The sequence below is a fragment of the Kribbella sp. NBC_00889 genome (genome assembly GCF_045207705.1).
Taxonomy (GTDB): Bacteria; Actinomycetota; Actinomycetes; order Propionibacteriales; family Kribbellaceae; genus Kribbella.
In genome coordinates this window covers 732,181-756,875 of record NZ_CP108783.1, presented here as the reverse complement: position 1 = coordinate 756,875, position 24,695 = coordinate 732,181, and the positions used below count along the sequence as shown (strand labels likewise).

Annotated in this window: 24 protein-coding genes and 1 riboswitch; of the genes, 10 read left to right on the top strand and 14 right to left on the bottom strand. The window is 69.1% G+C overall.

Annotation, left to right across the window (positions count from 1 at the left end; genetic code table 11):
• Window positions 1-76 precede the first annotated feature (76 nt).
• Window positions 77-210, bottom strand: a riboswitch (FMN riboswitch).
• A 225-nt stretch (window positions 211-435) separates the two neighbouring features.
• A complete protein-coding gene (locus OG817_RS03850; RefSeq protein WP_406057660.1) occupies window positions 436-1,794 on the top strand; it encodes a serine/threonine-protein kinase in 1,359 nt (452 codons plus the stop codon).
• Between the two features lie 354 nt (window positions 1,795-2,148).
• Here OG817_RS03850 and OG817_RS03845 read toward each other — a convergent pair whose 3' ends face one another.
• Window positions 2,149-4,194, bottom strand: coding sequence for a VWA domain-containing protein (locus OG817_RS03845; RefSeq protein WP_406052198.1), 2,046 nt, complete (start codon window positions 4,192-4,194; stop codon window positions 2,149-2,151).
• A gap of 182 nt (window positions 4,195-4,376) precedes the next feature.
• Here OG817_RS03845 and OG817_RS03840 point away from each other — a divergent pair, with 182 nt between their 5' ends.
• The 5 genes from OG817_RS03840 to OG817_RS03820 all read left to right on the top strand — a co-directional run bounded on the left by OG817_RS03840 (window position 4,377) and on the right by OG817_RS03820 (window position 8,439).
• On the top strand, window positions 4,377-5,036 hold the full coding sequence (locus tag OG817_RS03840) for a helix-turn-helix domain-containing protein (protein WP_406052196.1): 660 nt from the start codon (window positions 4,377-4,379) through the stop codon (window positions 5,034-5,036).
• A gap of 176 nt (window positions 5,037-5,212) precedes the next feature.
• Window positions 5,213-6,076, top strand: a complete 864-nt coding sequence (locus tag OG817_RS03835; protein ID WP_406052194.1) for a substrate-binding periplasmic protein — start codon at window positions 5,213-5,215, stop codon at window positions 6,074-6,076.
• Window positions 6,076-6,831, top strand: coding sequence for an amino acid ABC transporter permease (locus OG817_RS03830; RefSeq protein ID WP_406052192.1), 756 nt, complete (start codon window positions 6,076-6,078; stop codon window positions 6,829-6,831). The genes OG817_RS03835 and OG817_RS03830 overlap by 1 nt, the downstream gene beginning before the upstream one ends.
• On the top strand, window positions 6,818-7,564 hold the full coding sequence (locus OG817_RS03825; protein WP_406052190.1) for an amino acid ABC transporter ATP-binding protein: 747 nt from the start codon (window positions 6,818-6,820) through the stop codon (window positions 7,562-7,564). The genes OG817_RS03830 and OG817_RS03825 overlap by 14 nt, the downstream gene beginning before the upstream one ends.
• A gap of 140 nt (window positions 7,565-7,704) precedes the next feature.
• Complete coding sequence (locus OG817_RS03820; protein ID WP_406052187.1) at window positions 7,705-8,439, top strand: polysaccharide deacetylase family protein; 735 nt, start codon at window positions 7,705-7,707, stop codon at window positions 8,437-8,439.
• A 15-nt stretch (window positions 8,440-8,454) separates the two neighbouring features.
• Here OG817_RS03820 and OG817_RS03815 read toward each other — a convergent pair whose 3' ends face one another.
• Entirely contained in the window at window positions 8,455-9,246 is a 792-nt protein-coding gene (locus tag OG817_RS03815; RefSeq protein WP_406052185.1) for an HAD-IIA family hydrolase, read from the bottom strand.
• A gap of 68 nt (window positions 9,247-9,314) precedes the next feature.
• Between OG817_RS03815 and OG817_RS03810 the strand changes: the two genes are divergently transcribed.
• Window positions 9,315-10,532, top strand: a complete 1,218-nt coding sequence (locus OG817_RS03810; RefSeq protein ID WP_406052183.1) for an MFS transporter — start codon at window positions 9,315-9,317, stop codon at window positions 10,530-10,532.
• Here the strand turns inward: OG817_RS03810 and rpe are convergent.
• The 8 genes from rpe to OG817_RS03770 all read right to left on the bottom strand — a co-directional run bounded on the left by rpe (window position 10,497) and on the right by OG817_RS03770 (window position 17,448).
• Window positions 10,497-11,162 carry a ribulose-phosphate 3-epimerase gene (gene rpe, locus OG817_RS03805; RefSeq protein ID WP_396396495.1) on the bottom strand — a complete coding sequence of 222 codons (666 nt, stop codon included), beginning with the start codon at window positions 11,160-11,162 and terminating at the stop codon, window positions 10,497-10,499. The genes OG817_RS03810 and rpe overlap by 36 nt on opposite strands.
• 9 nt (window positions 11,163-11,171) lie before the next feature.
• Window positions 11,172-11,894, bottom strand: a complete 723-nt coding sequence (locus OG817_RS03800) for a cobalt-precorrin-6A reductase (RefSeq protein WP_406052181.1) — start codon at window positions 11,892-11,894, stop codon at window positions 11,172-11,174.
• Window positions 11,891-12,631 (bottom strand): precorrin-4 C(11)-methyltransferase, encoded by a 741-nt coding sequence (gene cobM / locus OG817_RS03795; RefSeq protein WP_406052179.1) that lies wholly within the window; start codon window positions 12,629-12,631, stop codon window positions 11,891-11,893. Before cobM ends, OG817_RS03800 begins: the two co-directional genes overlap by 4 nt.
• A gap of 65 nt (window positions 12,632-12,696) precedes the next feature.
• Complete coding sequence (gene cbiE / locus OG817_RS03790; RefSeq protein ID WP_406052177.1) at window positions 12,697-13,896, bottom strand: precorrin-6y C5,15-methyltransferase (decarboxylating) subunit CbiE; 1,200 nt, start codon at window positions 13,894-13,896, stop codon at window positions 12,697-12,699.
• On the bottom strand, window positions 13,886-14,275 hold the full coding sequence (locus OG817_RS03785) for a pyridoxamine 5'-phosphate oxidase family protein (protein WP_406052175.1): 390 nt from the start codon (window positions 14,273-14,275) through the stop codon (window positions 13,886-13,888). The genes cbiE and OG817_RS03785 overlap by 11 nt, the downstream gene beginning before the upstream one ends.
• Before the next feature lie 38 nt (window positions 14,276-14,313).
• Window positions 14,314-14,748: a hypothetical protein gene (locus OG817_RS03780; protein WP_406052173.1), complete on the bottom strand. Its 435-nt coding sequence runs from the start codon at window positions 14,746-14,748 to the stop codon at window positions 14,314-14,316.
• Between the two features lie 190 nt (window positions 14,749-14,938).
• Window positions 14,939-16,537: an ABC transporter permease gene (locus OG817_RS03775; RefSeq protein WP_406052171.1), complete on the bottom strand. Its 1,599-nt coding sequence runs from the start codon at window positions 16,535-16,537 to the stop codon at window positions 14,939-14,941.
• A complete protein-coding gene (locus OG817_RS03770; RefSeq protein WP_396396509.1) occupies window positions 16,534-17,448 on the bottom strand; it encodes an ATP-binding cassette domain-containing protein in 915 nt (304 codons plus the stop codon). Before OG817_RS03770 ends, OG817_RS03775 begins: the two co-directional genes overlap by 4 nt.
• A 97-nt stretch (window positions 17,449-17,545) precedes the next feature.
• On the opposite strand from OG817_RS03770, the gene OG817_RS03765 reads away from it, so the two are divergent.
• Window positions 17,546-18,058: a GbsR/MarR family transcriptional regulator gene (locus OG817_RS03765; protein WP_396396511.1), complete on the top strand. Its 513-nt coding sequence runs from the start codon at window positions 17,546-17,548 to the stop codon at window positions 18,056-18,058.
• Window positions 18,059-18,273: 215 nt separating this feature from the next.
• A complete protein-coding gene (locus tag OG817_RS03760; RefSeq protein ID WP_406052169.1) occupies window positions 18,274-19,239 on the top strand; it encodes a type IV toxin-antitoxin system AbiEi family antitoxin domain-containing protein in 966 nt (321 codons plus the stop codon).
• 87 nt (window positions 19,240-19,326) lie between these two features.
• Here OG817_RS03760 and OG817_RS03755 read toward each other — a convergent pair whose 3' ends face one another.
• Together OG817_RS03755 and OG817_RS03750 are read right to left on the bottom strand one after the other, a co-directional pair.
• Window positions 19,327-21,186 carry an alpha/beta fold hydrolase gene (locus OG817_RS03755; RefSeq protein WP_406052167.1) on the bottom strand — a complete coding sequence of 620 codons (1,860 nt, stop codon included), beginning with the start codon at window positions 21,184-21,186 and terminating at the stop codon, window positions 19,327-19,329.
• A gap of 110 nt (window positions 21,187-21,296) precedes the next feature.
• Window positions 21,297-21,980 (bottom strand): NBR1-Ig-like domain-containing protein, encoded by a 684-nt coding sequence (locus tag OG817_RS03750; protein ID WP_406052166.1) that lies wholly within the window; start codon window positions 21,978-21,980, stop codon window positions 21,297-21,299.
• A gap of 108 nt (window positions 21,981-22,088) precedes the next feature.
• Here OG817_RS03750 and OG817_RS03745 point away from each other — a divergent pair, with 108 nt between their 5' ends.
• Window positions 22,089-22,784, top strand: a complete 696-nt coding sequence (locus tag OG817_RS03745) for a CHAP domain-containing protein (RefSeq protein WP_406052164.1) — start codon at window positions 22,089-22,091, stop codon at window positions 22,782-22,784.
• Between the two features lie 37 nt (window positions 22,785-22,821).
• Here the strand turns inward: OG817_RS03745 and OG817_RS03740 are convergent, their stop codons facing one another.
• Window positions 22,822-23,562, bottom strand: coding sequence for an alpha/beta fold hydrolase (locus tag OG817_RS03740; RefSeq protein WP_406052162.1), 741 nt, complete (start codon window positions 23,560-23,562; stop codon window positions 22,822-22,824).
• A 29-nt stretch (window positions 23,563-23,591) separates the two neighbouring features.
• A complete protein-coding gene (locus tag OG817_RS03735; protein WP_406052160.1) occupies window positions 23,592-24,638 on the bottom strand; it encodes a LacI family DNA-binding transcriptional regulator in 1,047 nt (348 codons plus the stop codon).
• Between the last annotated feature and the right edge of the window lie 57 nt (window positions 24,639-24,695).

Genomic DNA, 24,695 nt, shown 5'->3' with positions numbered 1-24,695 from the left:
AGGATCGAGGCCACGCGTTCACGCAGGCTCATCACCCACATGCCGCGCCGTCCGAACGCCGGAGCTCTCCCGCCGATCGCGTGCGCCTCCCATCCGGACTTTCACCGTCGGTCCCGGAATTCCACCAGGTCAACCGACCGCCAAACCGCAGCGGCCGGGTCGCGGACTGTCACCGCCGGCTCGGAATTACACCGACCCCGGAGCACGCGAGTGGGTTCACTCGTGCTTCAAGTATGCCCTCCCCACCAACCCGCACCACGACCCAGGTCACATCCCGGTCATTCCCACCCACCGACCGGTCCTTCCCACCACCGATCCTGGGCGGATTCGGGGCGTTCGTGTCCGGCGGGGCGGTCCCCCGGACCCTGTACCTTCTTGCCGGTGGAGGCGTTTGCTGGGCGGTATCGGCTGATCGACCTGATCGGGACCGGCGGGATGGGGTCGGTCTGGCGAGCGTGGGATCTGCGGCGGTCGGGGTACGTCGCCGCCAAAGTCCTCGGGCAGCACGACGCGGCCACCCTCCTGCGCTTCGTCCGGGAACAGTCCGTGCGGATCCAGCACCCCCACGTGGTCGCGCCGCACGGATGGGCGGCTGACGACGACAAGGTCGTGTTCGCGATGGATCTGGTCCGCGGCGGCTCTGTCGCCACCCTCCTCGGCGACCACGGTCCGCTCCCAGCGCCGTACGTCGCCGTACTGCTCGACCAACTCCTGCACGGCCTGTCCGCAGTCCATGCAGCAGGCGTCGTCCATCGCGACCTGAAGCCGGCGAACCTCCTGCTCGACGTGACCGGAACCGGCCGCCCCCACCTGCGCCTGTCCGACTTCGGCGTCGCCGGCCTGATCGGCGAACCACGCATGACCCGCACCAGCACAATCCTCGGCACCCCCGGATACCTCGCCCCCGAACAACTAGCCGGCGCCGACCCCGACCCCCGCCAAGACCTCTACACCGTCGGAGCCGTAGCCCTAGAACTCCTCACCGGCCAACGCCCTACCCCCCTCTCACCCACCACCACACGCACCGCCAACGCCGAATCACCCGCACCCGCCGGACCCCCTATACGCGCCGCACCACACGCAGCCGCCGGGCCACACGCAGCCGCCGGGCCACACGCAGCCGGCGCCAAGCGGCTAGCAACCGTCGCTGCGCCACTCGCTGAGTTCATCCGGCGTTGCATGGCACCCGATCCGTCCGAACGCCCCGAGTCCGCCCACGCCGCCGCTCGCCTCCTCGCCGAATCCGGCCTCCTCCCACCCGCCGGGGAGACTCCGTGGGCCAACCACCCGGACTCCCCCGAGGTCTTCGACCAACTCCCACCTCTCCCACCCGCCTGGACCCCCACCGGCCCAGCCCCGCAGTCCCCACCACCTCGCCCCGTCCTGCAACCGATCCAGGCACCGCCAACTCCTCGACCCCAGCCAGCTCCTTCACCTGAGCCGGCTCCTCCACCCCAGCCAACCCGCGCGTCCCAGCCCGCACAGGCAACTCAACCGGCACGCGTGGCGATCGCCCCCATTGCACCCACCGCCCAACCACCCGCCGCCACAGCACCCACCGGCCAAGCACCCGCCGCATCAGCCGCCGCGGCTCAGCAATCCGCTGCACCACACCCCGACCCCCAGCCGACCCACGCAACTCAACAGACCAGGGTGGCAACCGCCGACCCGCTGCCGACCGCGGAGAAGTCGAAGGCATCAGGCAAGAGCAGAGGACTGGCGTGGGTAGCAGCAGGCTGCTTCGCAGGCGCCGCAGCCCTCCTAGGCAGCGCCGCCTGGCTCCTCCTGCACTAACCGCAAACCCGCGGCCCAGTGCAGGAGCAGGCTCCGCGCATGTGCCAGCCGTACGGTGCGCCCACCTCGCCGGCCACTGCCCACCATGGTCCGATCGTCGACCCGGAGAGAAGCCGAGGGTGCTTCGGACGCGCAGAGCACCGGTGACCAGCAGTGCAGCGGCCCAACGGACCCGTCGGGCGGCGGTGGAACTCGTTGGGCTGCTGGACCGCTCGGTGCCCTCTGTTGGGCTGGTTGCTGGAGCCCGGGCCACCAGTCGCGGCCCGGGCTCTGCGCGTTTGCCTGAGTGGTTCGGCGGTCAGCGCACCTGCTCCTGCCCAGCTGGTGGTGGCCCGGGCTCTGCGTCTTTGGTGGTTAGTGGGGTGGGTGTTGGCCGCCTTGGCTGGGGTGCTGCGGCGGGGCCTGGTTTGGGTACTGCGGGGGCTGGTTGGGGTGTTGGGGCCAGGGCTGCGGGGCTGGGTGGGCGGTGGCGGGCTTCGGGCGTAGGCGTAGGACGGTGAAGGTGCCGATGATCAGGAGGAGGAGACCGCCTCCGCCGAGGCCTGCGATCAGGGCGGTGGGCGTGCCGTCGTCGGAGTTGTCGCGGGTCTGGACCGGACCGCCTGCCTCGTTCTTGTCGCCGGAGTCTGCCGGTTGGGAGGGCGTATTGGTCGGGGACGGTGTTACGGACTCCCCTGAGACCGGGGTTGCGCCGTCTACGTACTCCGGTTTGCCGGTGCCCGCCGTACCGACTACCCCGACTGTCAGGGTGAGGGGAATGGTGAAGGCCTTGTCGTTGTCTTTGCGGCTCAGCGATACGGCGATGTAGTACTCACCGGGCATCGAGGTACCGGTGTCCTGGTTGTTGGCTCCGTTGCGGTTGAGGTAGCGGATCTCTTTGGTTGTGACGGCCTTGACCAGGCCCCGCTTGGTGAGGACACCGCGGGTGTAGGAGCCGCCCGGCACGTTCTTGGCGAAGACTGCGTAGACGTCCTCGCCGATCGGCGAGATGAGCGCGGTGTCGAGGTAACGGATCCCGTCGAGCGCCTCGGCCTGGGCTCCGGCCATCTCGGGCACCGTGATCTGCGCCTGAATCCGCTGTCCCCAGTCGGCCTTCACCTTGTAGAGCTGCAGCTCCCCCGGCATCAGCGTCGTCTTGTAGCTACCCGGCTCGAGCAGCGATGCATCCGGGAAGCTCGAACCGGGAACGATCTCGCGCGGGGTCGACCCGGGCATCGGAGCCCAGACCGGGTCGGTAGCCGGCGCCGGCAGGCTGGTGGTCGAGTCCACCGGCGGCTCCTCGTCGATCCGCAGCTCGTACGGCACGCCCTTGAGCTCCCGGAAGTCCTTGCCCGGATTCACGGTGAGCACCATCTGATCGGACCCCGAGCACTCCTCGTTCTGCTTCTCGTACTTCGACCAGCTTGCGGCCGTCCCCGTCGCAAGCCCCTGGTCGCCGTCGAACCCTCTGGGGTAGCTCCATCCACACTGCTCACCGCTGGGCGTGTTGAGCCGCACCTCGGTCTGGATGACGAGGCTGCCGCCGGCCGGCCGGCGGAAGCTGACACCGGCACGGAGGGTCGAGCCGGTGATGGTCCGCTTGATCAGATAGTGCTTCGCCGTGTCGTCCACCCCGAACGTGTCCGAGTAGTGGCCCGGGGCAAGGACCGGGGCGCCCTCCTGCTGGGGCGCACCATGGACCGGTGTGCCTGAGATGCGGAACGGGCGGAAGGCGCGGGTGGACAGGCGATCCAGGCCGGTCTCGAGATCGATGGTCGAGTCGGCGTCGTAGTAGTCGCCGCGGCCCTCACGGGCGACGCACTGCAGCTGGGTGCGGGCTTTGCCGCCGACACGGAACCCGACCACGTCGATCTTCAGATCGATGCCCTGCTTGGCGATCGAGCGCGCCACCTCGCACGGCTCCGGAGCACAGGTCGCCTCACCGTCGGAAACCAGCACGATCGTGCGCTGGCCGGTCGGACCGAGATCCTTCGCGGCTTGCTGCAGCGCGTACGCGATCGGCGTCTCGCCGTACGGCTTGTACTTGGCGATCGCGGCCTGCAGCTCGGGCCGGTTGCCGGTGCCGATCGGGACGGTCAGCTGGGTATCGGTGCAGGCGCCTGGCTGGGTGCGCTTGAACACGGTCGCGCCGTAGACGCGCAGACCGACCTGCGCGTCCTCGGGGAGCTTGCTCACCACCTGGGTCAGCGCGGTGCGGGCCGCGACGATCTTCGTCTTGCCGTCGCCGGCCGGCTCCTTCATCGACCCGGACGAGTCGAGCACCATCACGAGCTTGCCGGTGTCACCCGGCTCGGGGTCGGCCGAGGCTGTCCCGGTGGTCAGTCCGGCCAGGACTGCGGTCAAGGTGATGGCGAGGAGCGCCCACACCGCGGGGCGGCGGTGTCCCTGCAGAGCCGTCATCGTTTCCTCCAGTGAGATTCGCTGCCGCAAACCTTGACAGTTTGCGATCGCAAATGTCAAGACGACGCGTCCCACGCCTGGATATCCACAACTGCAAACAGATGCGCTGGCAATTTGCCTTCGCAACTGCGAAGATGTTTGCAGTCGGTCACGGACGACGGCCGGGTAAGGGGATCACACTGATGGACCAGACAGCGCACAACCTCCAGCAGCAGATCGAGCTGTACGGCGAGACGCTCGGTGAAACCGTCCGCCGAGTCGCCCCGCCACTCGGCCTGACCCAGAGCGCGCTCGCGCAGGTGATCGGGCTGTCGGCGCCGATGTTGTCACAGCTGATGAGCGCGCAGCGGGTGAAGATCGGCAATCCTGCGGTGGTGTCGCGCCTTCGCGCCGTGTCCGAGCTCGCCGATCTGGCCATTGCCAATGAGCTCGGACCCCACGACATTCCCCACGCACTGGACCGGATCCGCGCCTCGACGGGCGCCTACACCGACGCCACCACCACACCACTGCGGCGATCACCCAGCCCCCCATCGGGGCAGACCACGAGCTCGACGCCACTCTTCGCGACACCCCCTGGGCTGGCCGCGGACGCGCCGACGGGACAGTCCTGGCCATCAGGAGTCGCCCCCACCGATGCGCCCACGAATGCGCCACCGAGCGCCCGGGCCGTTGTACGGGAGATCCAGGATCTGTTCCGTGCGGTCGCGTCCGCCGAGGAGATCCAACGAGCCGCCGATGCGGCCGCGGCGGAGTCACCGGCGATCGCCGAGTTACTGCTCGCCTACGGGACCGGCCGGACCGCCGATGCGGTCGCGCACTATGAGAAACACCACGGTTGACCAGTCGGCATCGACGCCCGCGCAAGCGAATCAGGCGTTGATATAGCACAAGCCGAGTAGACATCTCGGTCTGTCTCACTGGGTGTCGGTGTGGAATGCCGGGCACCCAGGCGATGTTCTGTTGCCGCGGCAGGGTGGTTTGCCCTGCATTCGTTGACGTTTGTGAGGAGACAGTCGTGCGCGCCATCAGCGCCCTTCACCGGATCGCCGCAGTAGCCACCGCCGTCACGCTGGCGGCCGCGATGGTTGCCTGCGGCAGCAATGACGACCCGGCCGCGAGCGGACCGGACCTCGGGCTGATCAAGTCCGGGACGTTGCGGATCGGGACGCTGACCGACGCGCCGCCGAACGTGTACGTGAAGGACGGCAAGTTCACCGGGTTCGACAACGACCTGATCACCGCGGTCGCGGCGAAGCTCAACCTGAAGCCGGAGTTCGTCGGCACCGACTTCTCCGCCCTGCTGTCGCAGGTGAACGGCGGCCAGTTCGACCTCGGCAGCTCGTCCATCACCGTGACCGAGGCGCGCAAGAAGACAGTTGCCTTCAGCAATGGGTACGACTTCGGGTATCTCGGCCTGAACACCACCAAGACCTCCGGCATCACGACGTTCGGCCAGCTCGAGGGCAAGCGGGTCGTCGTGGTCCAAGGCACCGTCCAGGACGACTACGCCACCGGGAAGAACCTGGACCCGGTCCGCGTGCCGAACTACAACGCCGCGCTCGGCCTGCTCAAGGCCGGTACGGCGGACGCGTGGGTGTCGCCTGCCGAGATCGGCGAGAAGATGGCCAAGGAGCAGGGCGGCGGCACGGTGATCCTGGCGGCCAAGGAACTCAGTGACGCGCCGATGGCGTTCGCCGTGGCCAAGAGCAACGACAAGCTACGGGACGCGGTGAACAAGGCGCTCGACGAGGTGATCGCCGACGGAACCTGGACCAAGCTCGTCGATCAGTACTACCCGGGTCGCGCCGTACCGGCGACCTTCAAGCCGGGTAGCGGCAGCGTCACGCCCGCGGCGAGCAAGACCGCCGCAGCCGGCTGATGGACGTCTGGTCCACGCTCGGCGACACCTTCCTCGACTGGGAGTCGATGAAGGCAGTCCTGCCTGAGATGCTCACAGTAGGCTTGGTCAACACGCTCATCCTGGCGGCCGCCTCGGTCGTGCTGGGCACCGTGCTCGGCATGGTCGTGGCGGTCCTGGCCCTGTCCCGGAAGCGTTGGCTGCGCTGGCCGGCGAAGATCTACACCGACATCTTCCGCGGCCTGCCGGCGATCCTGACCATCCTGCTGATCGGCCAGGGCCTGTCCCCGGTCACCCGGCACTGGTGGGGTCCGAACCCGTATCCGCTCGGCATCCTCGCGCTCTCCCTCATCGCCGCCGCGTACATCGGCGAGATCTTCCGCTCCGGCATCCAGAGCGTGGAGAAGGGCCAGCTCGAAGCGGCGCGGGCACTCGGTTTCAGCTACCGGGACGGGATGCGGCTGATCGTGATCCCGCAGGGCGTGCGCCGGGTCCTCCCCGCGCTGGTCAATCAGTTCATCGCACTGGTGAAGGAGTCGAGCCTGGTCTACTTCCTCGGTCTGCTCGCCAGCCAGCGGGAGCTGTTCCGGATCGGGCAGGACGCGGCCGCGACCAACGGCAACCAGTCGCCGTTGCTGCTGGCCGGCATCTTCTACCTGATCATCACGGTCCCGCTGACCCACTTGGTGAACTACTTCGACAAGCGTCTGCGAGAGGGCCGCCCAGCCGAGTCGGAGGACGTCGTACTGGAGGAGCTGGCCCATGCAAACCGTTGAGATCACCACAGCCGCCAGCCTCGAGGTGTCCGGCGTCAAGCTCGCCTTCGGCACCAACAAGGTCCTGCGCGGCGTAGATCTGCGGGTGCCGGCCGGGCGTACGGCGTGCGTGATCGGGCCCTCGGGCTCCGGGAAGTCGACGTTGCTCCGAGCGATCAACCGGCTACTCGAACCCGACGCCGGCGACATCCGGCTGGCCGGCGAGTCGGTGCTCAGCGGCAACCCGGACGAGTTGCGGCGCCGGATCGGGATGGTGTTCCAGCACTTCAACCTGTTCCCGCACAAGTCGGTGCTGGAGAACATCACCCTCCCGCTGCGCAAGATCAAGAAGCTCGACCCCGACCAGGCACGGGCCGCGGCGCTGGGACAACTCGAGCTCGTCGGACTGAGCCACAAGGCCGCGGCGCGACCGGGCAACCTGTCCGGCGGTCAGCAGCAGCGGGTCGCCATCGCCCGCGCGCTGGCAATGGAGCCCGAGGTCATGCTGTTCGACGAGGCCACCTCGGCCCTCGATCCGGAGCTGGTCAAGGGCGTGCTCGCCCTGATGGCCGACCTCGCCCAGACCGGGATGACGATGGTCGTCGTGACCCACGAGATGGGGTTCGCCCGGGAGGTCGCCGACCAGGTCGCGTTCATGGACCACGGAGTCGTGGTGGAGTCCGGCGTACCTGAGCAGGTCTTCACCGCGGCGGAGTCACCGCGGCTGCGGCAGTTCCTCTCGCAGGTGCTCTAGCGACAGGAAGCAACGCCGGCGTGTCCGCTATGCGTAGTTTGTTGACGCGGCAGCGGCGTGGATCCCGGCGCCGAGCGTGATCCCACGGATCGTGGACGGGTGAGGTAGTGAGGCCCGCCCGCCCACGTCCGGGAGGACGCATGGATGTTCGCTTGACGCGCACCGGCCATCGGCTCATCGGTCTGGCGATGATGATGGTGGTCAGTGCGGTGATCGGCACCGTCGTCGTCGCAGCCGCCCGCAACCCGAGCCAGCAACCACAGAGCGCAGCGCCCTCGCCACCGTCCGCAGCGCCAACCAAGGCGGCCCTCCCCACCAAGTACGTCGTACTGACGTTCGACGATGGACCAGATGCGGCGTACACCCCCAAGATCCTCGACATCCTGGCGAAGTACGAGGCCAAGGCGACGTTCTTCGAGATCGGCAAGAACGTCACGAAGCATCCGGAACTGTCCAAACGCATCCACGACGCCGGGCACAGCGTGCAGAATCACACCTGGACACACGCCGACCTGCGGCACCTGTCCGCCACCGCGTTCCGGCAGCAGGTCACGTCGACCGACCAGGCCATCCAGGCCGCGATCGGCAGTACGCCGGCCTGCCTGCGACCGCCGTACGGCGGGATGGACCCCACCGTGCGGCAACGAGCCAAGGCGCTCGGCAAGGACCTCGTGGTGTGGACCGTCGACTCGCGGGACTGGACCAAGCCCGGTACGACGGCGATCGTCCAACGCGTGCTGAAGAACGTCCACAGCGGATCGGTGATCCTGATGCACGACGGCGGTGGGAACCGCACTCAGACCGTGGCCGCGCTCCCCACCATCCTGAAATCCCTCAAAGCCAAGGGCTACGGCTTCCGCACACTGACCTGCTAGGCCGTCAGACAGGCCCTAGTCGAGCGAGGCGACCAGGGGGACGACGTCGGCGATGGATTCGGCGATGCGGGTCGGGCGGTAGGGGAAGCGCTCGACTTCGTGTTCGCCGGTGGAGCCGGACAGGACCAGGACGGTGCGGAGGCCGGCTTCGAGGCCGCTGATGATGTCGGTGTCCATCCGATCACCGATCATCACAGTGGTCTCGGAGTGCGCCTCGATCCGGTTCAGCGCGCTGCGCATCATCAGCGGATTGGGCTTGCCGACGAAGTACGGCGCGATTCCGGTGGCGCGGGTGATCAGCGCGGCCACCGACCCGGTCGCGGGCAGCGGCCCCTCGGTGGACGGCCCGGTCGGATCAGGGTTGGTCGCGATGAACCGGGCACCGTCGGAGATCAGCCGGATCGCCTTGGTGATCGCTTCGAAGGAGTACGTGCGCGTCTCACCCAGTACGACGTAGTCCGGCGCGCGCTCGGTCAGCACGTACCCGACCTCGTGCAGCGCCGTGGTCAGCCCCGCCTCGCCGATCACGTACGCCGTACCGCCCGGGCGCTGGTCGTCGAGGAACTGGGCGGTGGCCAGCGCGCTGGTCCAGATCGCGGTCTCGGGGACGTCAATGCCTCCGGCAAGCAGGCGGGCGCGCAGGTCGCGGGGTGTGAAGATCGAGTTGTTGGTCAGCACCAGGAACTTCTTCCCGGACGCCTGCAACGACGCGATGAACTCACCGGCTCCAGGGATGGCGCGCTCCTCGTGCACCAGCACGCCGTCCATGTCCGTCAGCCAACTCTCCACCGGCTTGTGCTCGGTCATGGGGCAATCGTAGGTGCGGCGATCCGTTCACCGCCGGAATGTCGGTGGGTGGAGCAAGAATGCCGTTCATGGAGTTGTCCGGGTACCGCGAGCTGTGGCGCACGCGCGGCGTGATCACGTTGCTGGCGTCGTCGCTGCTGGCACGGTTGCCCATGCTCGCCACGTTGGTTCCGGTCGCATTCCTCGCGAAGGACGCGGGCGGCTCGTTCCGCTGGGCCGGATTCGTGGCAGGTGCGTACTCGGTGGGCATGGCGATCGCCGGTCCACTCTGGTCCCGGACGGCCGATCGCCGCGGGTCACGTGGGGTGTTGCTCGTTACCGGCATGGCCTGGAGCGTGGCGCTCGCCCTGCTCGCCGCCCTACCGTCCGGGTTGTATCGGCTGATGCCGCTACTGACTCTGCTCGCCGGTGCGCTCGTGCCACCGGTCATGCAGACGCTGCGTGCCAGCTGGCCGCGCGTCGTCGAGGGACCGGCGCTGCGAACGGCGTACTCGGTGGACGCGACCGCGCAGGAGCTGCTGTTCATGGTGGGCCCGATGCTCGGGGCAACGGCTGTGAGCGTCGCCAGCCCGCGGCTCGGGGTGCTGCTCGCGGCCTTGATGTCGGCGATCTTCATCTGGTGGTACGCGCTCCGACAACCCGCGCCGCTCGCCCGCGACGATCAGAGCGCGCCGCCGTTGACCGCACGCCAACTGCTGTGGCATCGATACCGGTTGCCGCTGATCCTCGCGTTCGGTCTGTGGGTGATGGCCTTCAACGGCATCTCCCTCGGCATCGTCGCGTTCGCGGACGAGCACGGCGAGCGGTTGATCGCGGGCGTCCTGGAGGCCGTCTGGGCTTTCGGCAGCCTCGTGGGTGGCGCTGTCGCGGGTGCCTTGCCAGGCCGGCGTACGTCGTACTTGTGGCGCCGGGCTGCCCTGGTCGCCGCGGGGATGCTGCTGTGCGTGTTCGCGACCTGGTCACCGCTGTCGCTCGGGGTGGCACTGGCGTTGTCCGGGCTGACGCTCGCGCCGGCGATCGGAGCCTTGTACGAGCGTCTGGGCGCACTGACACCGGACACCGTGCGGACCGAGGTGTTCGGCTGGATGGGCAGCGCGGCCATGGGCGGCGCTGCGATCGGGGCGGCGCTGTCGGGCGCGGTCGTCGAGAGCTTCGGGGTGCGCTACGTCTGGCTGCTCGCCGCCGTCTTCGCTGCGATCTCCTTGGTGCTGTTGCTCCGCATTCCGCCGCAACACCAGCCCGAGCCGGCTCTAGCGACCGGTGGCCTGCTGGGCGAGACCGCGTAGCTGCTCGACCATCGCGTTCGGGTCGTCGGCGGCGTAGACAGCGGATCCGGCGACGAAGACGTCGGCTCCGGCCTCGGCGCAACGCTCGATCGTGTCGGCCGAGACGCCACCGTCGATCTCGATCCACAGGTCGAGACCGTGCTTGTCGAGCAACTGGCGGGTCCGGCGGATCTTCGGGACGCACACGTCGAGGAACTTCTGCCCGCCGAAGCCCGGCTCGACCGTCATGATCAGGATCATGTCGAGCTCGGACAGCAGGTCCTCGTACGGCTCGATCGGCGTGGCCGGCCGGAGCGCCATCGCGGCCCGCGCACCCTTGGCGCGGATCTCGCGGGCGGTCCGGATCGGTGCGCGACACGCCTCGACGTGGAAGGTGACGCTGGCCGCCCCCGCCTCGACGTATCCGGGGGCCCAGCGGTCCGGGTCCTCGATCATCAGGTGGCAGTCGAGCGGCGTACTGGTCGCCTTGGCCAGGGACTCGACCACCGGCATGCCGATCGTCAGGTTCGGCACGAAGTGGTTGTCCATCACGTCGACGTGCAGCCAGTCGGCGTTCGACACGGCCGTCGCCTCGTCGGCCAGCCGGGCGAAGTCGGCGGACAGGATGCTCGGCGCGATCTGAATCCCCATGGCGTCAATCTACCGACGTGCCTCGACCCATTCGACGACCCGGTCCACCGACTCGACCGCCTCGACGCCGGCGGTGAGTGCCGGCCGACGGAGGACGACGACGGGGATGCCGAGCAGTTGGGCCGCGGTCAGCTTTGCCGCGGTCTGCGGCCCGCCGCTGTCCTTGGTGACCAGGACGTCGATGCGATGGTCGCGCATCAACATCAGCTCTCCGTCCACGTCGTACGGGCCGCGGGCGAGGATGAGCGTGCACCAGGTCGGTCGTGGCTCCGGCGGGTCGACACAGCGGGCGAGCATCCAGACGCCGCTGTGCTCGAAGGCGTCCAGTCCCTGACGCCCGATGGTGAGGAGCGCCCGAGCACCCAGCGTCGGCAGGAGCTCGGCTGCAGCGAGCGTGCTGTCGGCCCAGTGCCAACGGTCGCCAGGCGTCCACCCGGGACGGCGAAGAACGAGAAGCGGTACGCCGACCTCCCGGGCGGCGCTGACGGCGTGCTCGGTCATCGTGGCGGCGAACGGGTGGGTCGCGTCGACCACGGCGTCGACCGGATTGTTGTGGAGCCACCTCACCAGACCCGCCGCGCCGCCGAAGCCGCCTTGGCGGACAGCACCAACAGGCAACCGGGCTTCGGCGGTCCGGCCGGCCAACGAAGAGACCACGTCGACCCCAGCGGACACCAGGGTCTGCGCGAGTTCACGTGCCTCGCCGGTGCCGCCGAGCAGCAGAACCTTCATCGGGTCCGCGTCGCCGAATACAGGTGGCTGTCGCGGAACGCCGTCGCCGCCAGTACCTTCCCGACGATGATGACCGCAGTACGACGGATGTCCGCGGCGCGCACCTGGTCCGCGATGTCGGCGAGCGTGCCGCGCAGGACGACCTCGTCGTCGCGGGACGCCCGGGCCACTACGGCGACCGGGCAGTCGGCGCCGTAGCTGGGTTCGAGTTCGTCGACCACGCGATCGATCTGCTGGACGGCCAGGTGCAGCACGAGCGTGGATCGGCTCGCACCGAGGGTGGCCAGATCCTCTCCGGCCGGCATCGCGGACGCCCGGCCGCCGATGCGCGTCAGGATGACGGTCTGCCCGACCTCCGGCACGGTCAACTCACGACCGAGGGTGGCCGCGGCCGCCGCATAGGCAGGAACTCCGGGCGTCACGTCGTACGGGATGTCGCGGGCGTCGAGGCGGCGCATCTGCTCGGCCATGGCGCTGAAGACGGACGGGTCGCCGGAGTGCAGGCGAGATACGTCGAGACCGTCGGCGTGGGCGGCGCTGAGTTCGGCGATGATCTCGTCGAGGTTGAGCGAGGCGGTGTCGACCTTCCGGGCGCCGGGCGGGCAGTGGTTCAGGAGCTCGACCGGGACGAGAGCACCGGCGTACAGGCAGACCGGCGACGAGGCGATCAGGTCGCGGCCGCGGACCGTGATCAGATCGGCGGCGCCCGGGCCGGCCCCAATGAAATGGACGGTCACTCGGGCACGCTCCAGACGGTCACTCGGGCACGCTCCAGACGGTCACTCGGGCACGCTCCGGACGGTCACTTGGTCACGCTCCAGATCGTCACGGGCATGGCGGGCCGCCAGCCGGTCATGGTTCCGATCGCCGAGGCGCGTTGTACGTCGAGCCGGACCAGGTCGCCACCGAGCTCGCCGTACCACTGCGCGATCAGGGCCTCGGTCTCCAGCGTCACGCCGTTCAGCACGAGGCGGCCGCCAGGCCGGAGCGCATTCCAGCAGGCGTCGATCAGGCCCGGTGCCGTCGCTCCCCCGCCGATGAAGATCGCGTCCGGCGTCTCCAACCCGTCCAGGGCCGCGGGCGCGGGGCCGACCACTGTGGTGACAAGCGCGCCGAGGTTCGCAACGTTGCGATCGAGGCGCTTGGCCCGCTCGGGATCGCGTTCGATCGCGATCGCCCGGCAGGCCGGATGGTGGCGCGACCACTCGATCGCGATGCTTCCCGCACCGCCGCCCACGTCCCACAGCAACTGACCTGGCACCGGTGCGAGCCGCGACAACGTCACCGCCCGCACCTCGCGCTTCGTCAACTGTCCGTCGCTCTCGTACGCCTCATCCGGCAGCCCGGGCACCGTCGGCAGCAGCGCCGCGTCAGCACCGGCCTGGCACAGCACACCGATCACGTTGAGCGCGTCAACGTCGTACGACCACTCCGAGGCGGTCGCAGTCCGGACCCGCTCCGACGGTCCTCCGAGCTGCTCGAGCACAGTCAGCTCGCTCGCGCCATAGCCTCGCTCGGCAAGCAGTGCGGCGACCTCAGCCGGCGTGTGAGCACCCCAGCTCAGCACCAGCAGCCGACGCCCCGGCTGGACGTGCGGGTGCACGCGTTCAGTCGGGTGCCCGACCAGACTGACCACCTGTACCTGGTCCTGCGGCCACCCGAGCCGTGCACACGCCAGCGAGACACTCGACGGATGCGGAATCACTCGTACGGCGTCCGCCCCCAGCAGCCGCGTCAGCGTCGTACCGATGCCGTGGAACGTCGGGTCACCGCTAGCCAGCACACAGATCGGCCGGCCCGCGTACTGCGACAGCAGCCCGGGCAACGCCTCGGACAACGGTGACGGCCACTTGACCCGTTCTGCCTCGACAGTCGGCACGAGAGCCAGTTGCCGGGCGCTCCCCATCAGCACGTCGGCCGCCAGCACGGCCGACTGAGCCGCCGGGGACAACCCGTCCCACCCGTCGGCGCCGACACCTACGACGGTGACCTCAGCCGGCATTGCCCAGCACCTTCGTCACGGTGATCTCGATGACCACGCGGCGTGGGTTCACGCGCGGTTCCCGGTACCGCTTCGCATAGCGGCGTACGGCGTCCTCCACCCGGTCCGGGTCGTCACTGACGACCGCCCGGCCCTCGAGCGTGGACCAATGGCGTCCATCCACCTGGGTCACCGCGACCGCGGCTCCCTCAGGGCCTGCCTTCCGGATGGTCCGGGCCTTGTGCGACGTACCGGAGCAGATCACTCGGGCCGTCCCCGTCTCCGGGTCCAGCGTCGCGCCCACCGGTGTCGCATGCACCGTGCCGTCCGCACGGACGGTACTCAGCACGCACAGGTGCCGCTCCGTCCAGAACCCGATCAGTCCCTCAGTCCATCGCACCCCGCGATCGTAGACAGCTGGCGCCGCGAGGTCAGTGATCAGGGGCTCACCGTCAACGCCTTCGGGATGAACAGAGCCTCCCCGGACGTCGACGCGACCATCAGATCCCACGCCCCGGGTGCGGCCTTCGTCAGATCGACGGCCTCCGTCGCCGCGGCGTGGTCCGCCGACACCGACGTCACCACCCCGGCCATCGGGAGCCGACCCCTTGCTGTGAACCGTACGACGTCCGTCGACTCGAGCAACCCACCGTGCACCGTCAGCGTCGCCGTCGTCCCTGCCGCCGCCACCGCCGCCGGCGTGATGCCGCTGAGCCCGAAGACAGCGACCGGAGGCTCGCCTGCCACTGGCACAGCCTCGACCGGTCCGGCCGCGCAGGCGGGAACGAGTGGAAACAGGATCGCGAGCAGAACGACGCAGAGGCCGCGAACCACCCGTTCGGGCGTGCGCAACCATCGTGCGAGCACACTCATCGACCCGTTCCTCCCCAGAATGCCCACCCCGAGCGGGCGGAGAGCTTTAACAGGGAGATGTCCGGAAAGGGAGAACGGTTGCAGCTGGCTGCAGCTCTGACGCTGCCGCTTGACAGGCCGGCCCGCCCGGTGAGGCACCGGGCGGGCCGGAGGCGCTGGACCCCTCAGACCAGCGCAGCCATTGGGACGGTCAGCCCACGTCCCGGCGGCGGAAGGTGGCGAGACCTGCCCCCATGAGCGCTGCTGCGATCGCGGTCAGCCAGATGACCGGAGCGACGGAGAAGTCGCCGCCCGGCAGCCGCGGAGTGTGCCCGTAGGGGCTGAGGTTCATCACCGACTGGGGCAGGTCGAAGATGCTGCCGAACTGCCCGATCAGCAGGAAGATGCCGAACAGCACCCACGCACCGGTGACCAGCTTCGGAGCGAACCCGAACAGTACGACGACCAGTCCGGTGACCAGCCAGATCGCGGGCAACTGCACGGCGGCCGCAGCGAGCATGCGGGGCACCTGACGGCCCATGTTGCCCAGCGAAGCACCACTGGAGATGCCGGACCCGAGTCCTGCGACCAGGATCAGCACAGCGGTACCGAACAGCGCCATCAGCACGTGGCTGCCGACCCACTGAGTGCGGCTGACACCAGTCGCGAGCAACGGCTCGGCCCGGAGCGCGGTCTCCTCCGACCGGAGCCGGAGCGCCGCCTGGATGCCGAACGCCGAGGCGAGCAGACCGACCATCCCCATCTCGGTCGCCAGGAACGCGTCGGTGATGCCGTTGACGCCGCCGAGCTTCTCGACCATTTCCCGGGCACTGTCGGTGGTCACGAACCCGTCCACGTTGCTGGCGATGTTGCCCACCAGCAGCCCGAGCAGCAGGAACGCGAAACCCCAGCCGTACAAGGAACCCCGGTGCAGTCGCCAGGCCAGCGCCAGCGGCGACCGCAGCGATGGCGCAGCGGTGGCCGGACCCGGCCGCGGACGCACCAGGCCTGCACCGACATCGCGGCGCCGGATCAGCGCCATCGCGCCGGCCACCAGCACAGCCATGAACGCCAACGGAACCAGAACGACGACGAAGCGGTCGCCCGCGTACGCACGGATCTGCTGCGACCAGCCGATCGGCGACAACCACGACACCCACTCGGACTTGCCGTCGCTGGACGAGTCGCCGATCGCCCGCAGTACGTACGAGACACCCAGGACGATCCCGGTGAACCCGTTGGCGGTCCGGGCCCCCTCGGTCAGCTGCGCGGTCAGCGCACCCACACCGGCGAAGGACAGACCGGCCGACGCCCACAGCAGCCCGAAGGCCAACGAACCGGATGCCGGCAGGCCGACGCCGATCAACGCCAGCGCGGACAGCGTGCCGATCAGTACGACGGTCCCCGACGACACAATCAGCGCCGCGGCCAGAGCGGCGTACCGGCCGACGACACCGGCGCTGAGCAGCTCGAGCCGGCCGGCCTCCTCCTCCGTCCGGGTGTGCCGGACCACCAGCATCGCAGCGAGCAGCCCCACCAGAGCGGCGCCGAACGCGGTCAGCTTGAACAGCGAGAGCTCCCCGAGCGAGGTCTCGTCGAAGATCCGGCCGTACAGCGAGACCAGGGCGGGCGAGGCGTTCGACGTCCGTGCCGCCTCGATCCGGGACTGGACGTCCGGGTAGAGGTCGATGGAAGCCTGTGCGGACCCGGCCGCCGTGATCACGAACACCACGATCCACACCGGGATCAGGACCCGGTCCCGGCGCAGCGCGAGGCGCACCAGGGTGCCGGTACCGACGAAGTCGCTCATCGCAAGGCCGCCTCGGGCTCGGCCGCGACGTCGTCCTCGTAGTGGCGCAGGAACAGCTCCTCCAGCGTCGGCGGCTGCGCAACCAGGCTCTTGATCCCGCTCGCAGACAGCTGCCGCATCACCGCGTCGAGCTGTGCGGTGTCCACCTCGCAGCGGACCCGGTTGCCCTCGACATTGAGGTCGTGAACGCCGGGCAGCTGGGCCAGGCCGTTCACCGCCCCGGCCAGTTCGGCCTGGATCGACGTACGGGTCAGGTGCCGCAGCTCGGACAGCGTGCCGGTCTCGACCACCTTGCCGCGGCGGATGATGCTGATCCGGTCACACAGGGCCTCGACCTCGGAGAGGATGTGGCTCGACAGCAGCACGGTGCGGTCGTGCTGGCGCTCCTCCTCGATGCACTGCCGGAACACCTCCTCCATCAGCGGGTCCAGGCCGGACGTCGGCTCGTCCAGGATCAGCAGCTCGACGTCCGACGCCAGCGCCGCGACCAGGGCGACCTTCTGCCGGTTGCCCTTGGAGTAGGTACGGCCCTTCTTGGTCGGGTCGAGGTCGAACCGGCGCAGCAGGTCGTCCCGCTTCTTGGAGTCCAGCCCGCCGCGGAGCCGGCCGAGCAGGTCGATCACCTCGCCGCCGGTCAGGTTCGGCCACAGATTGACGTCACCGGGGACGTAGGCCAGCCGCCGGTGCAGCTTCGCCGCGTCGTGCCACGGGTCGCCCCCGAGCAGCGAGACGTCACCCTCGTCACCGCGCAGCAGACCGAGCAGCACCCGGATGGTCGTGGACTTCCCCGCGCCGTTCGGTCCGAGGAATCCGTGCACCTCACCGGTCGCGACGTCCAGGTCGAGACCGTCGAGGGCGTGCGTACTGCCGTACGACTTGTGCAGTCCTGAGACCACGATGGCTGATGTCATGATTCATAACGTACACTTCATTCAGAAGATTGTGAATCTTACTAACGCGTCTCTCACGCGTCAGGTTTTTGGGTCACGTAGAGGGGATGATGGGGCGGTGAGTGCACAACGAGACGACGAAGCCGTCAGGCGGTACGCCGAACAGTTCGGCAACCTGCTGGCCGACACGGGCTGGCCGCGGATGGCGGCCCGGGTCTTCGCCGCCATCCTGTCCAGCGAGGAGGGCCGCTTGACGGCGGCCGAGCTGTCCGACCAACTGCAGGCCAGTCCGGCCGCGGTGTCCGGCGCGGTCAACTACTTGCTCCAGCTCCGCCTGGCCAACCGGGAGCGTGAGCCCGGCAGCAGACGCGACGTCTACGTGGTCCAGGACGACTTCTGGTACCAGAGCATGATGAGCCAGGACCAGGCGCTGGCCCGCTGGTCCGACTCGCTCCACCACGTCCTCGACGCCGCCGGCGAAGGCACCGCGGCCCACCGCCGCGTGCGCGCCTCCCTGGCCTTCATCGATTTCATCGAGGAAGAAGTCAAAGGCCTCAGCGAACGCTGGTTCAAACGCAAAGCCGAGATCGACGCCGACCTGGACGCCCAATACGGCCCCCGCGACCCCTGACCCCACCACCCCCACCCACCATCCCCCCGCGCCCCCCGCGCCGTCCCCCCCGTCCCCGCCGTACCCGAGCCGGGTGCTTGAACAGGAAGTCGGGGGCTCCCACAGGCTATTTCCTGTTCAAGGCCACGGGGTGGTGTGCAGGGTCCCCGGACATGGCTGTCCACAAGTGCGAATCTGTGCGCGGCGGACGGGTGATTCGACGGCATGTTGCCGGTATGAACCCCAAGTTGAGTGTGCTGACCGCCGCCCGCCGCGGCTGGTTCACCCGGACGGACGCGATGGACGCCGGCTACTCCGACAGCGAGCTCAGGCGACGCCTCCGCGCCGGACACTGGACCCGCCTGTCCCGTGACGCGTACGCCGAACCTGCCGCCTGGCCAACCGGCGAGGCCCCGTGGGACAGGGCGAGGCGACTGCACCTGTTGAGGACGCGGGCCGTGGTCGAGCGGATGGGCGGCGCAGCGGTGGTCAGCCATCAGTCCGCGGCCGTGGTGCATGGACTTCCGAGCTGGGGTCTGGATCTGACCAAGGTCCACGTGACCAAGCCGAGCGGGCGCCAACGGTCGGAGGCCATCGCGGAAGTTCACCGTTCACGATTCGAACCGGGCGAGATCACCTTGGTCGACGGCCTCCAGGTTGTCACGGCTGCCCGCGCGATCACCGAAACCGCCTGCGTCTCGTCGTACGAGGTGGGAGTTGTGCTGGGGGATGCGGCTCTTCATCAGCAGCTCGTGACAGCGGAGGCACTGGTGACGATCGCGAACCGGCACAAGTACTGGAGTGGTGCGCCGGCGGCGCGGGCGGCTGCTCGGTTCGCCGACGGGCTGAGCGAGTCGGTCGGGGAGTCGCGACTGCGGGTCCTGATGGCGAACGACGGTCTGCCGGTGCCAAGGCTTCAAGCGGAGATTCACGATGCGACCGGGCGCCTGGTCGGCCGAGTCGACTTTCTGGTGGGTGGTCGGCTGATCGTCGAGTTCGATGGCGCGGAGAAGTACGGCGAGGCGACCGATGCGGTACTCGCGGAGAAGTGGCGTGAGGACCGGCTCCGCGCCTGCGGCTACGGCGTCGTGCGGACGAGCTGGGCCGACCTGGATCAGCCGAAAGCTACCGCCGATCGCATCCGCTGGGCCCTCGGCCAGCTGCCCGGCTTAGGGCCCGCGGACAGGATCCGGTGGCCTTGAACAGGAAACTCCCTGTTCAACGCCACCGGTTCGTGTGTTCGCCAACGGCTACCGCGCTGTGCCAACGCTCGTTGGAGCGCGCCACCGCTACCGGAGGGTGGTGGTGGCTACTGTGTCGAGGGCTCGTTGGAGGAGTGGGTTGACGGTGTGGCGGGACTTCGAGTTGGGCAGGTGGACGGCGTTGCCGTCGACCGGGCCGTTGACCGGGTAGACCGATAGTTCGGCCGGTAGCGGGCTGGTGCCGCAGACCTGGTCCTTGCCGGGCAGTTCGCCGCTGAAAACGAATCTGTCACCGATCGCCTCCGCGCAGGCTGACGCGGAACCGACGTACTGACCGTGCTGGCCCTCGTCGTCGATGGCGACGAAACGCGTCACCTTCGAGGTGTCCTTGTGGGTGCGCAGCGCACCTTCGTACGCCGTCGCCGGGTCGACCTCACCCTGGATCATCAGGATCCGTGGCGAACCGGTCAGGTCGAGCTTGCGGTCCTGCGGCTTGTACGGCCAGAAGGCGCAGAACGGTACGCCGTTCATGTAGCCGAAGAAGGTGTACTTCTCCGCCATCCGGTCGGCCTCGCGCAGGTAGAAGTTCGGGTCCTTGTTCCACGCGGTGTCGTTGCAGCGGACCGTCGTACCGATCGGGCCGAGGTTGACGGTGGTGTCGCCGGAGGACTTGGCCGCGGCCGCTCGGGCGTCGGCCAGGATCGACCGGGTCGAGTCGACCGGCACGGCCGAGTCGGTGCCCGCCGCGGCCGGCGTCACGCCGTACCGGGCCCGGATCGCGGCGAGGCTGTCGAACGCCTGCAGCTCCGGGGAGAGCCGGGCCCACGCCTTGTCCACGTGCCGCAGCTCGATCTCGCCCGACGCCGACGGGTCCTTGACGTACTCGTCGTGCACCAGGATGTCGACCGTCGCCCGGATGAACCGGACGTTGCCGTAGATGGTGCTGTAGATCGTCCCGTCGAGGTTGTCGCCGCGGACGTTGCTGGTGCCGGCCTTGACCAGCTTCACCAGATCGGCGCGGACCTGGTTGTACTTCGCCGTGACCTGTTTCGGTGTGGCCCCGAGTCCCTGGATCTGGTCGGCGTGCCGGGCGATCCACGGGAAGAACTGGGTGTCGCGCCGGCGCTGGCCGGAGAACGGGTCGAAGTTCACGTTGTCCCACTGGGTGTGGGTCCAGTCCATGTTCGAGTCGATCACGAACCGGCCGACCCGTGACGGGTAGGTGTCGGCGTACCAGCCGCCGAGCCAGGTGCCGTAGCTGTAGCCGATGAGGTTCAGCTGGCGTGCGTCGAACAGCGCCCGCAGGAACTCCATGTCGTACACGGTCTGCTGGCTGCTGACGAACTGACCGAACTCCGTCGACGAGCACGCCTCGGCGTACAGCTTCGCCTCGGCCACCTCGGTCTTGTGGGTCTGCCGGGTGCGCTCCTTGTAGTCGGGCGTGGTCGGCAGCGCGTTCAGCTTGTCGGTCGTGGTCAGGCACTGCAGCGGCGTGCTCTGGCCGAAGCCGCGCGGGTCGAAGCCGAGCAGGTCGAAGTCAGTGAACAGCTGGGTCTTGTCGATGGCCAGCGAGGCCGACAGCGTCAGCCCGGCGCCACCCGGTCCCCCGGGGTTGGTGGTCATCAGGCCCTTCGACGTACCGGTGGCCTGGCTGTAGGCGATGGCGACCTGGACGTCGGGGTGCGCGTCCGGGTGGGCCCAGTCCATCGGGACCGTCACCTTGGCGCAGTTGGTGGTGGGTGCCTGCGGGTACAACGCCTTCACCGCGGCATCGAACGAGCACACCGACCACTGGATCTGCTGGTCGAGGTACTTCTGCGGGATGGATGGGACCGGCGGATCCACCGGACCCCTGGCCGGGCGGGCTGCCGAGGCCGAGCTGATGGCCAGCTGGGGCACGACCAGTGCCACAGCGAGGGCCAGAGCGATCTTGTGGAATCTGATCACGCTGCAACTCCTGTTGTCCGGGCGGGTTCAGGAGACAGCAACGTATGCCGGACCAGGCGGTTCTGAATACCCGTCAACGCAAGGTCAAGGGCATTCCCTAGCACTGAACACTAGAGCTCGTACACAGTGAAGATCGTGCAGTACATCGGTGGTGACTCCAGTCCGGGGTAGTACAGACGCCCTGCGTCGTCGGTGATCTTGAAGTACGCCGTTGACGCGCCGACCTGCGACGGGGCCTGCAACCGCATCGTCACCGTCACGGTCTCGCCCGGTACGGCGTCCGGCAGCCGCTCGCGCTGCGGCGATCGCAGCCAGCCCGGCGCCCCGGCGGAACCCTGTCTGGTCAGCCAGCGATCGCGCCACGACCGCTCTCCGCTGTTCCGGATCTCCCAAGCCTTCTCGAACCCCTGGTCCCGGCACACTCGAGTCCCGTCCGGCACCGTCTCACCCACCAGCTCGGCCCGGTCCTCCGGATGGTGGTCGACCGGCACCGATCCGCCCAGCAGCACCGGCTGGACATGCCGCCGGATGTCCCGCTGGGACATATCGCGGCCGGCCCGAACCGCGGCGTCCAGCTCCACCAGCTGGTTCACCAGGGCCTGGCCGGCACCGAACGAGGCGTCGTACCACTCGATCAGCTCGCGGCTGGGTTTGGTGTGGCCGCGCTCGACCCGGGACAGGTGGCCCTTGTCCCAGCCGGACAGTACGGCGGCCCGCGACAGCGGAACGCCTGCGGCCTCCCGGAGCTCGCGCATCCGGCAGCCGATCACAAAGCGAGCCTGGGCTGGCCTCACACCGCACTCCCCGGTCGATCGTTGCCCACTGCGACAACACCGTAACCCTCTGATTCTCTGTAAATCAGTGTCAGTTCGCCACTCTCCGAGCGAAAAGGACCACCGCCCATGCGTACCGCCCTTCTGCGCATCACCGCCCGCCTCGCCGCCACTGCCCTGCTCGGCGGAGCGGCCGTCTTCAGCGTCGGCGTCCTGCCGGCCAGCGCCGCCACCGGCACCGTCGTCACCGACAGCGGCCTCGGCGTGACCATCCGGTCCGGCAACGCCGTCAGCTTCGGCTCGGTCGGCACCCAGCCGAACGGCTCCGTCGAGATCGACTGCCAGCTCTACGGCGAGCCGGTGACCGGCAAGTTCGGCCGCAGCCTGATCTGGGACCACGTGCCCGGCAAGGGCTACATCTCCGACGCGTACGTGAACACCGGCAGCTCCGGGCTCGTCGCCCCGCTGTGCACCAGCAACCCGCGCGCGGACAAGGCGATCGCCTGGTACGTCGCCCACAGCGGCTCGACCGCCTACCAGGGGTACTGCGAGCTGGCGGCCGAGACGTCCTACGGCAAGTCCGGCATCTGGGCCTCAGCCAAGGCAGACTGGAACGACGCCGTCGCCCGCGGCGTCGCGCACCGCGGCGACCTGAACCCGCCGAAGGGCGCGCTGGTCTTCTGGGACATCGGCGCACCGTACGGCCACGTCGGGGTGGCCCGCGGCGACGGCTACTTCTGGGCCAGCAGCGTCAACGGCAAGATCGGCCTGGCGAAGCTGCCGTACTTCTCCAGCTACCTCGGCTGGGCCTGGCCGAACTTCTGACCCTTCTCACCCGAGCACCCGGACGCGCGCCCGCCCCTCACGCGTCCGGGTGCTCCTCCATGCGCCGGACCCAGTCCGAGACCAGCGCGTGGTACAGCCCGTTCCGCCGGACCGGCAGGTCGTGATCCTCCTGGTCGAGTACGGCGTACGTCGCGCGCGGGTAGTCCTCGACGACGGACCACGGATCGGCGTACCCGGTCATCGTGTCCTGGCGGCCGGTGACGATCAGGGTGGGCCGCTCGAACCGGGCCGCCGGGTCCTCGCGCAGCGCGTACCTGCTGACGTCGCTCTGGATGTGACCCAGGAACTCCAGGTCGGCCTGCTGCTCGGCGGGGTCGTAGTACCGGTCCTGCTTGTCCTGCCAAGCGGCGACGAAGTCCTCCGAACGGAGCAGGAACTGATCGGTCGGCAGCGTGCGCTTGGTCCGGTCGACCACGATGCCGGGGACGCGCAGCAGCAATCCGAGGATGCGGGCCGGATCCCGCTTGAGGAGGCCGCGGGCGTGCAGACCGCCGGCCGACGTACCGGCCAGCGCGAACCTCTCACCGCCGACCAGGTCCTTGATCGTGGCCGCGATGGCGTCGAGCATGCCGTCCTGGTCGGTGATCGACGAGACCGACGGCGTCTTGCCGGTGCCGGGCGGGTCGACGTAGATCCGTCGCCATCCCGGGTGCTCCTCGAACACCGGCTCGTGCACGTCACGGCCCTCGCCGTTGGCGCCACCCCAGCCGGGCAGGAACACGATCGGGCGGCCCTCGCCGAAGGACTCGTAGTACATGCAACCGACCCTAGTCGGGCAGCCGAAGGTCAGCGAGGCTTTCTGTTGCCGGCAGAATCCGGTGGGCGTTCGCCGGAGCCGCGCTGGATCAGGGCGCAGGGCAGCACGATCCGCTGGGGTGGCCGTCGGTCGGCGCCCGAGGCGCGGTCGAGCAGCAGGCGGGCCGCGCTCCGGCCGAGCTCGGCGATGTCGGAGGCAACGACTGTCACAGGGGTCGGCAGCATGTCCGCCAGCCGGAAGTCGTCGAAGCCGACCACCGCCGGCTCCCGGCCGAGTTCGCGCAGGGCCCGCAGTACGCCCTCGGTGAGGAAGTTGGTCGAGGCGAAGATCGCGGTCGGTGGATCGGCGCGGAGCATCACCTCGCGGGTCGCCTTCTCGGCGGCCTCGGCGTTGCCCTCGGGTAGCTGGATGACGAGTGACTCGTCGACGTCGGCATCAACCTCGCGGTGCGCCCGCCGGTACCCACGCAGCCGCCGGCCGGTGGTGTAGTACGACGGCGCGAGCAGGATCGCGATCCGCCGATGCCCCTGCGCCAGCAGGTGTGCGGCGGCGAGCCGGCCGCCGCCCTCGTTGTCGACCATCACGATGTCGGCGTCGAGGCCGGTGGCCGGCCGGTCGACGAACACCACCGGTACGCCGGCGCCGGCCAGGAACGAGTGGTCGCCCTGGTCCGGCACGATCATCAGCCCGGCGACCTGACGGCTCACCAGCTCCTGGATCGCCCGCTTCTCCCCCTCCGGATCCTCGTCGACGCTGCCCAGTACGACGGCGAAACCGGACTGCCCGGCGACCTCCAGCGACGCCTTCGCGATACTCGCGAAGAACGGGTTGGTCAGGTCGCCCAGCACCAGCGCGAGACTCGACGACTTCTTCCCCGGCCGGAGCGCCCGGGCGACCTCGTTGCGCTGGAAGCCGAGCTCGTCGATCGCCTTCCGGACCCGGTGCGCGGTCTCGTCCCGCACCCCGTGCCCGCCGTTGACCACCCGGGACACAGTGCCCAGCCCGACCCCCGCCCGGCGGGCGACGTCGATCATCGTCGGCCGGCTGGCCTCGGGCGGTGGAAACGTTTCGGGCACGGTGTTGACTTCCTGTTCACGACACGGCATCGTCACCCAACAGTAAGTCCTTGGAAA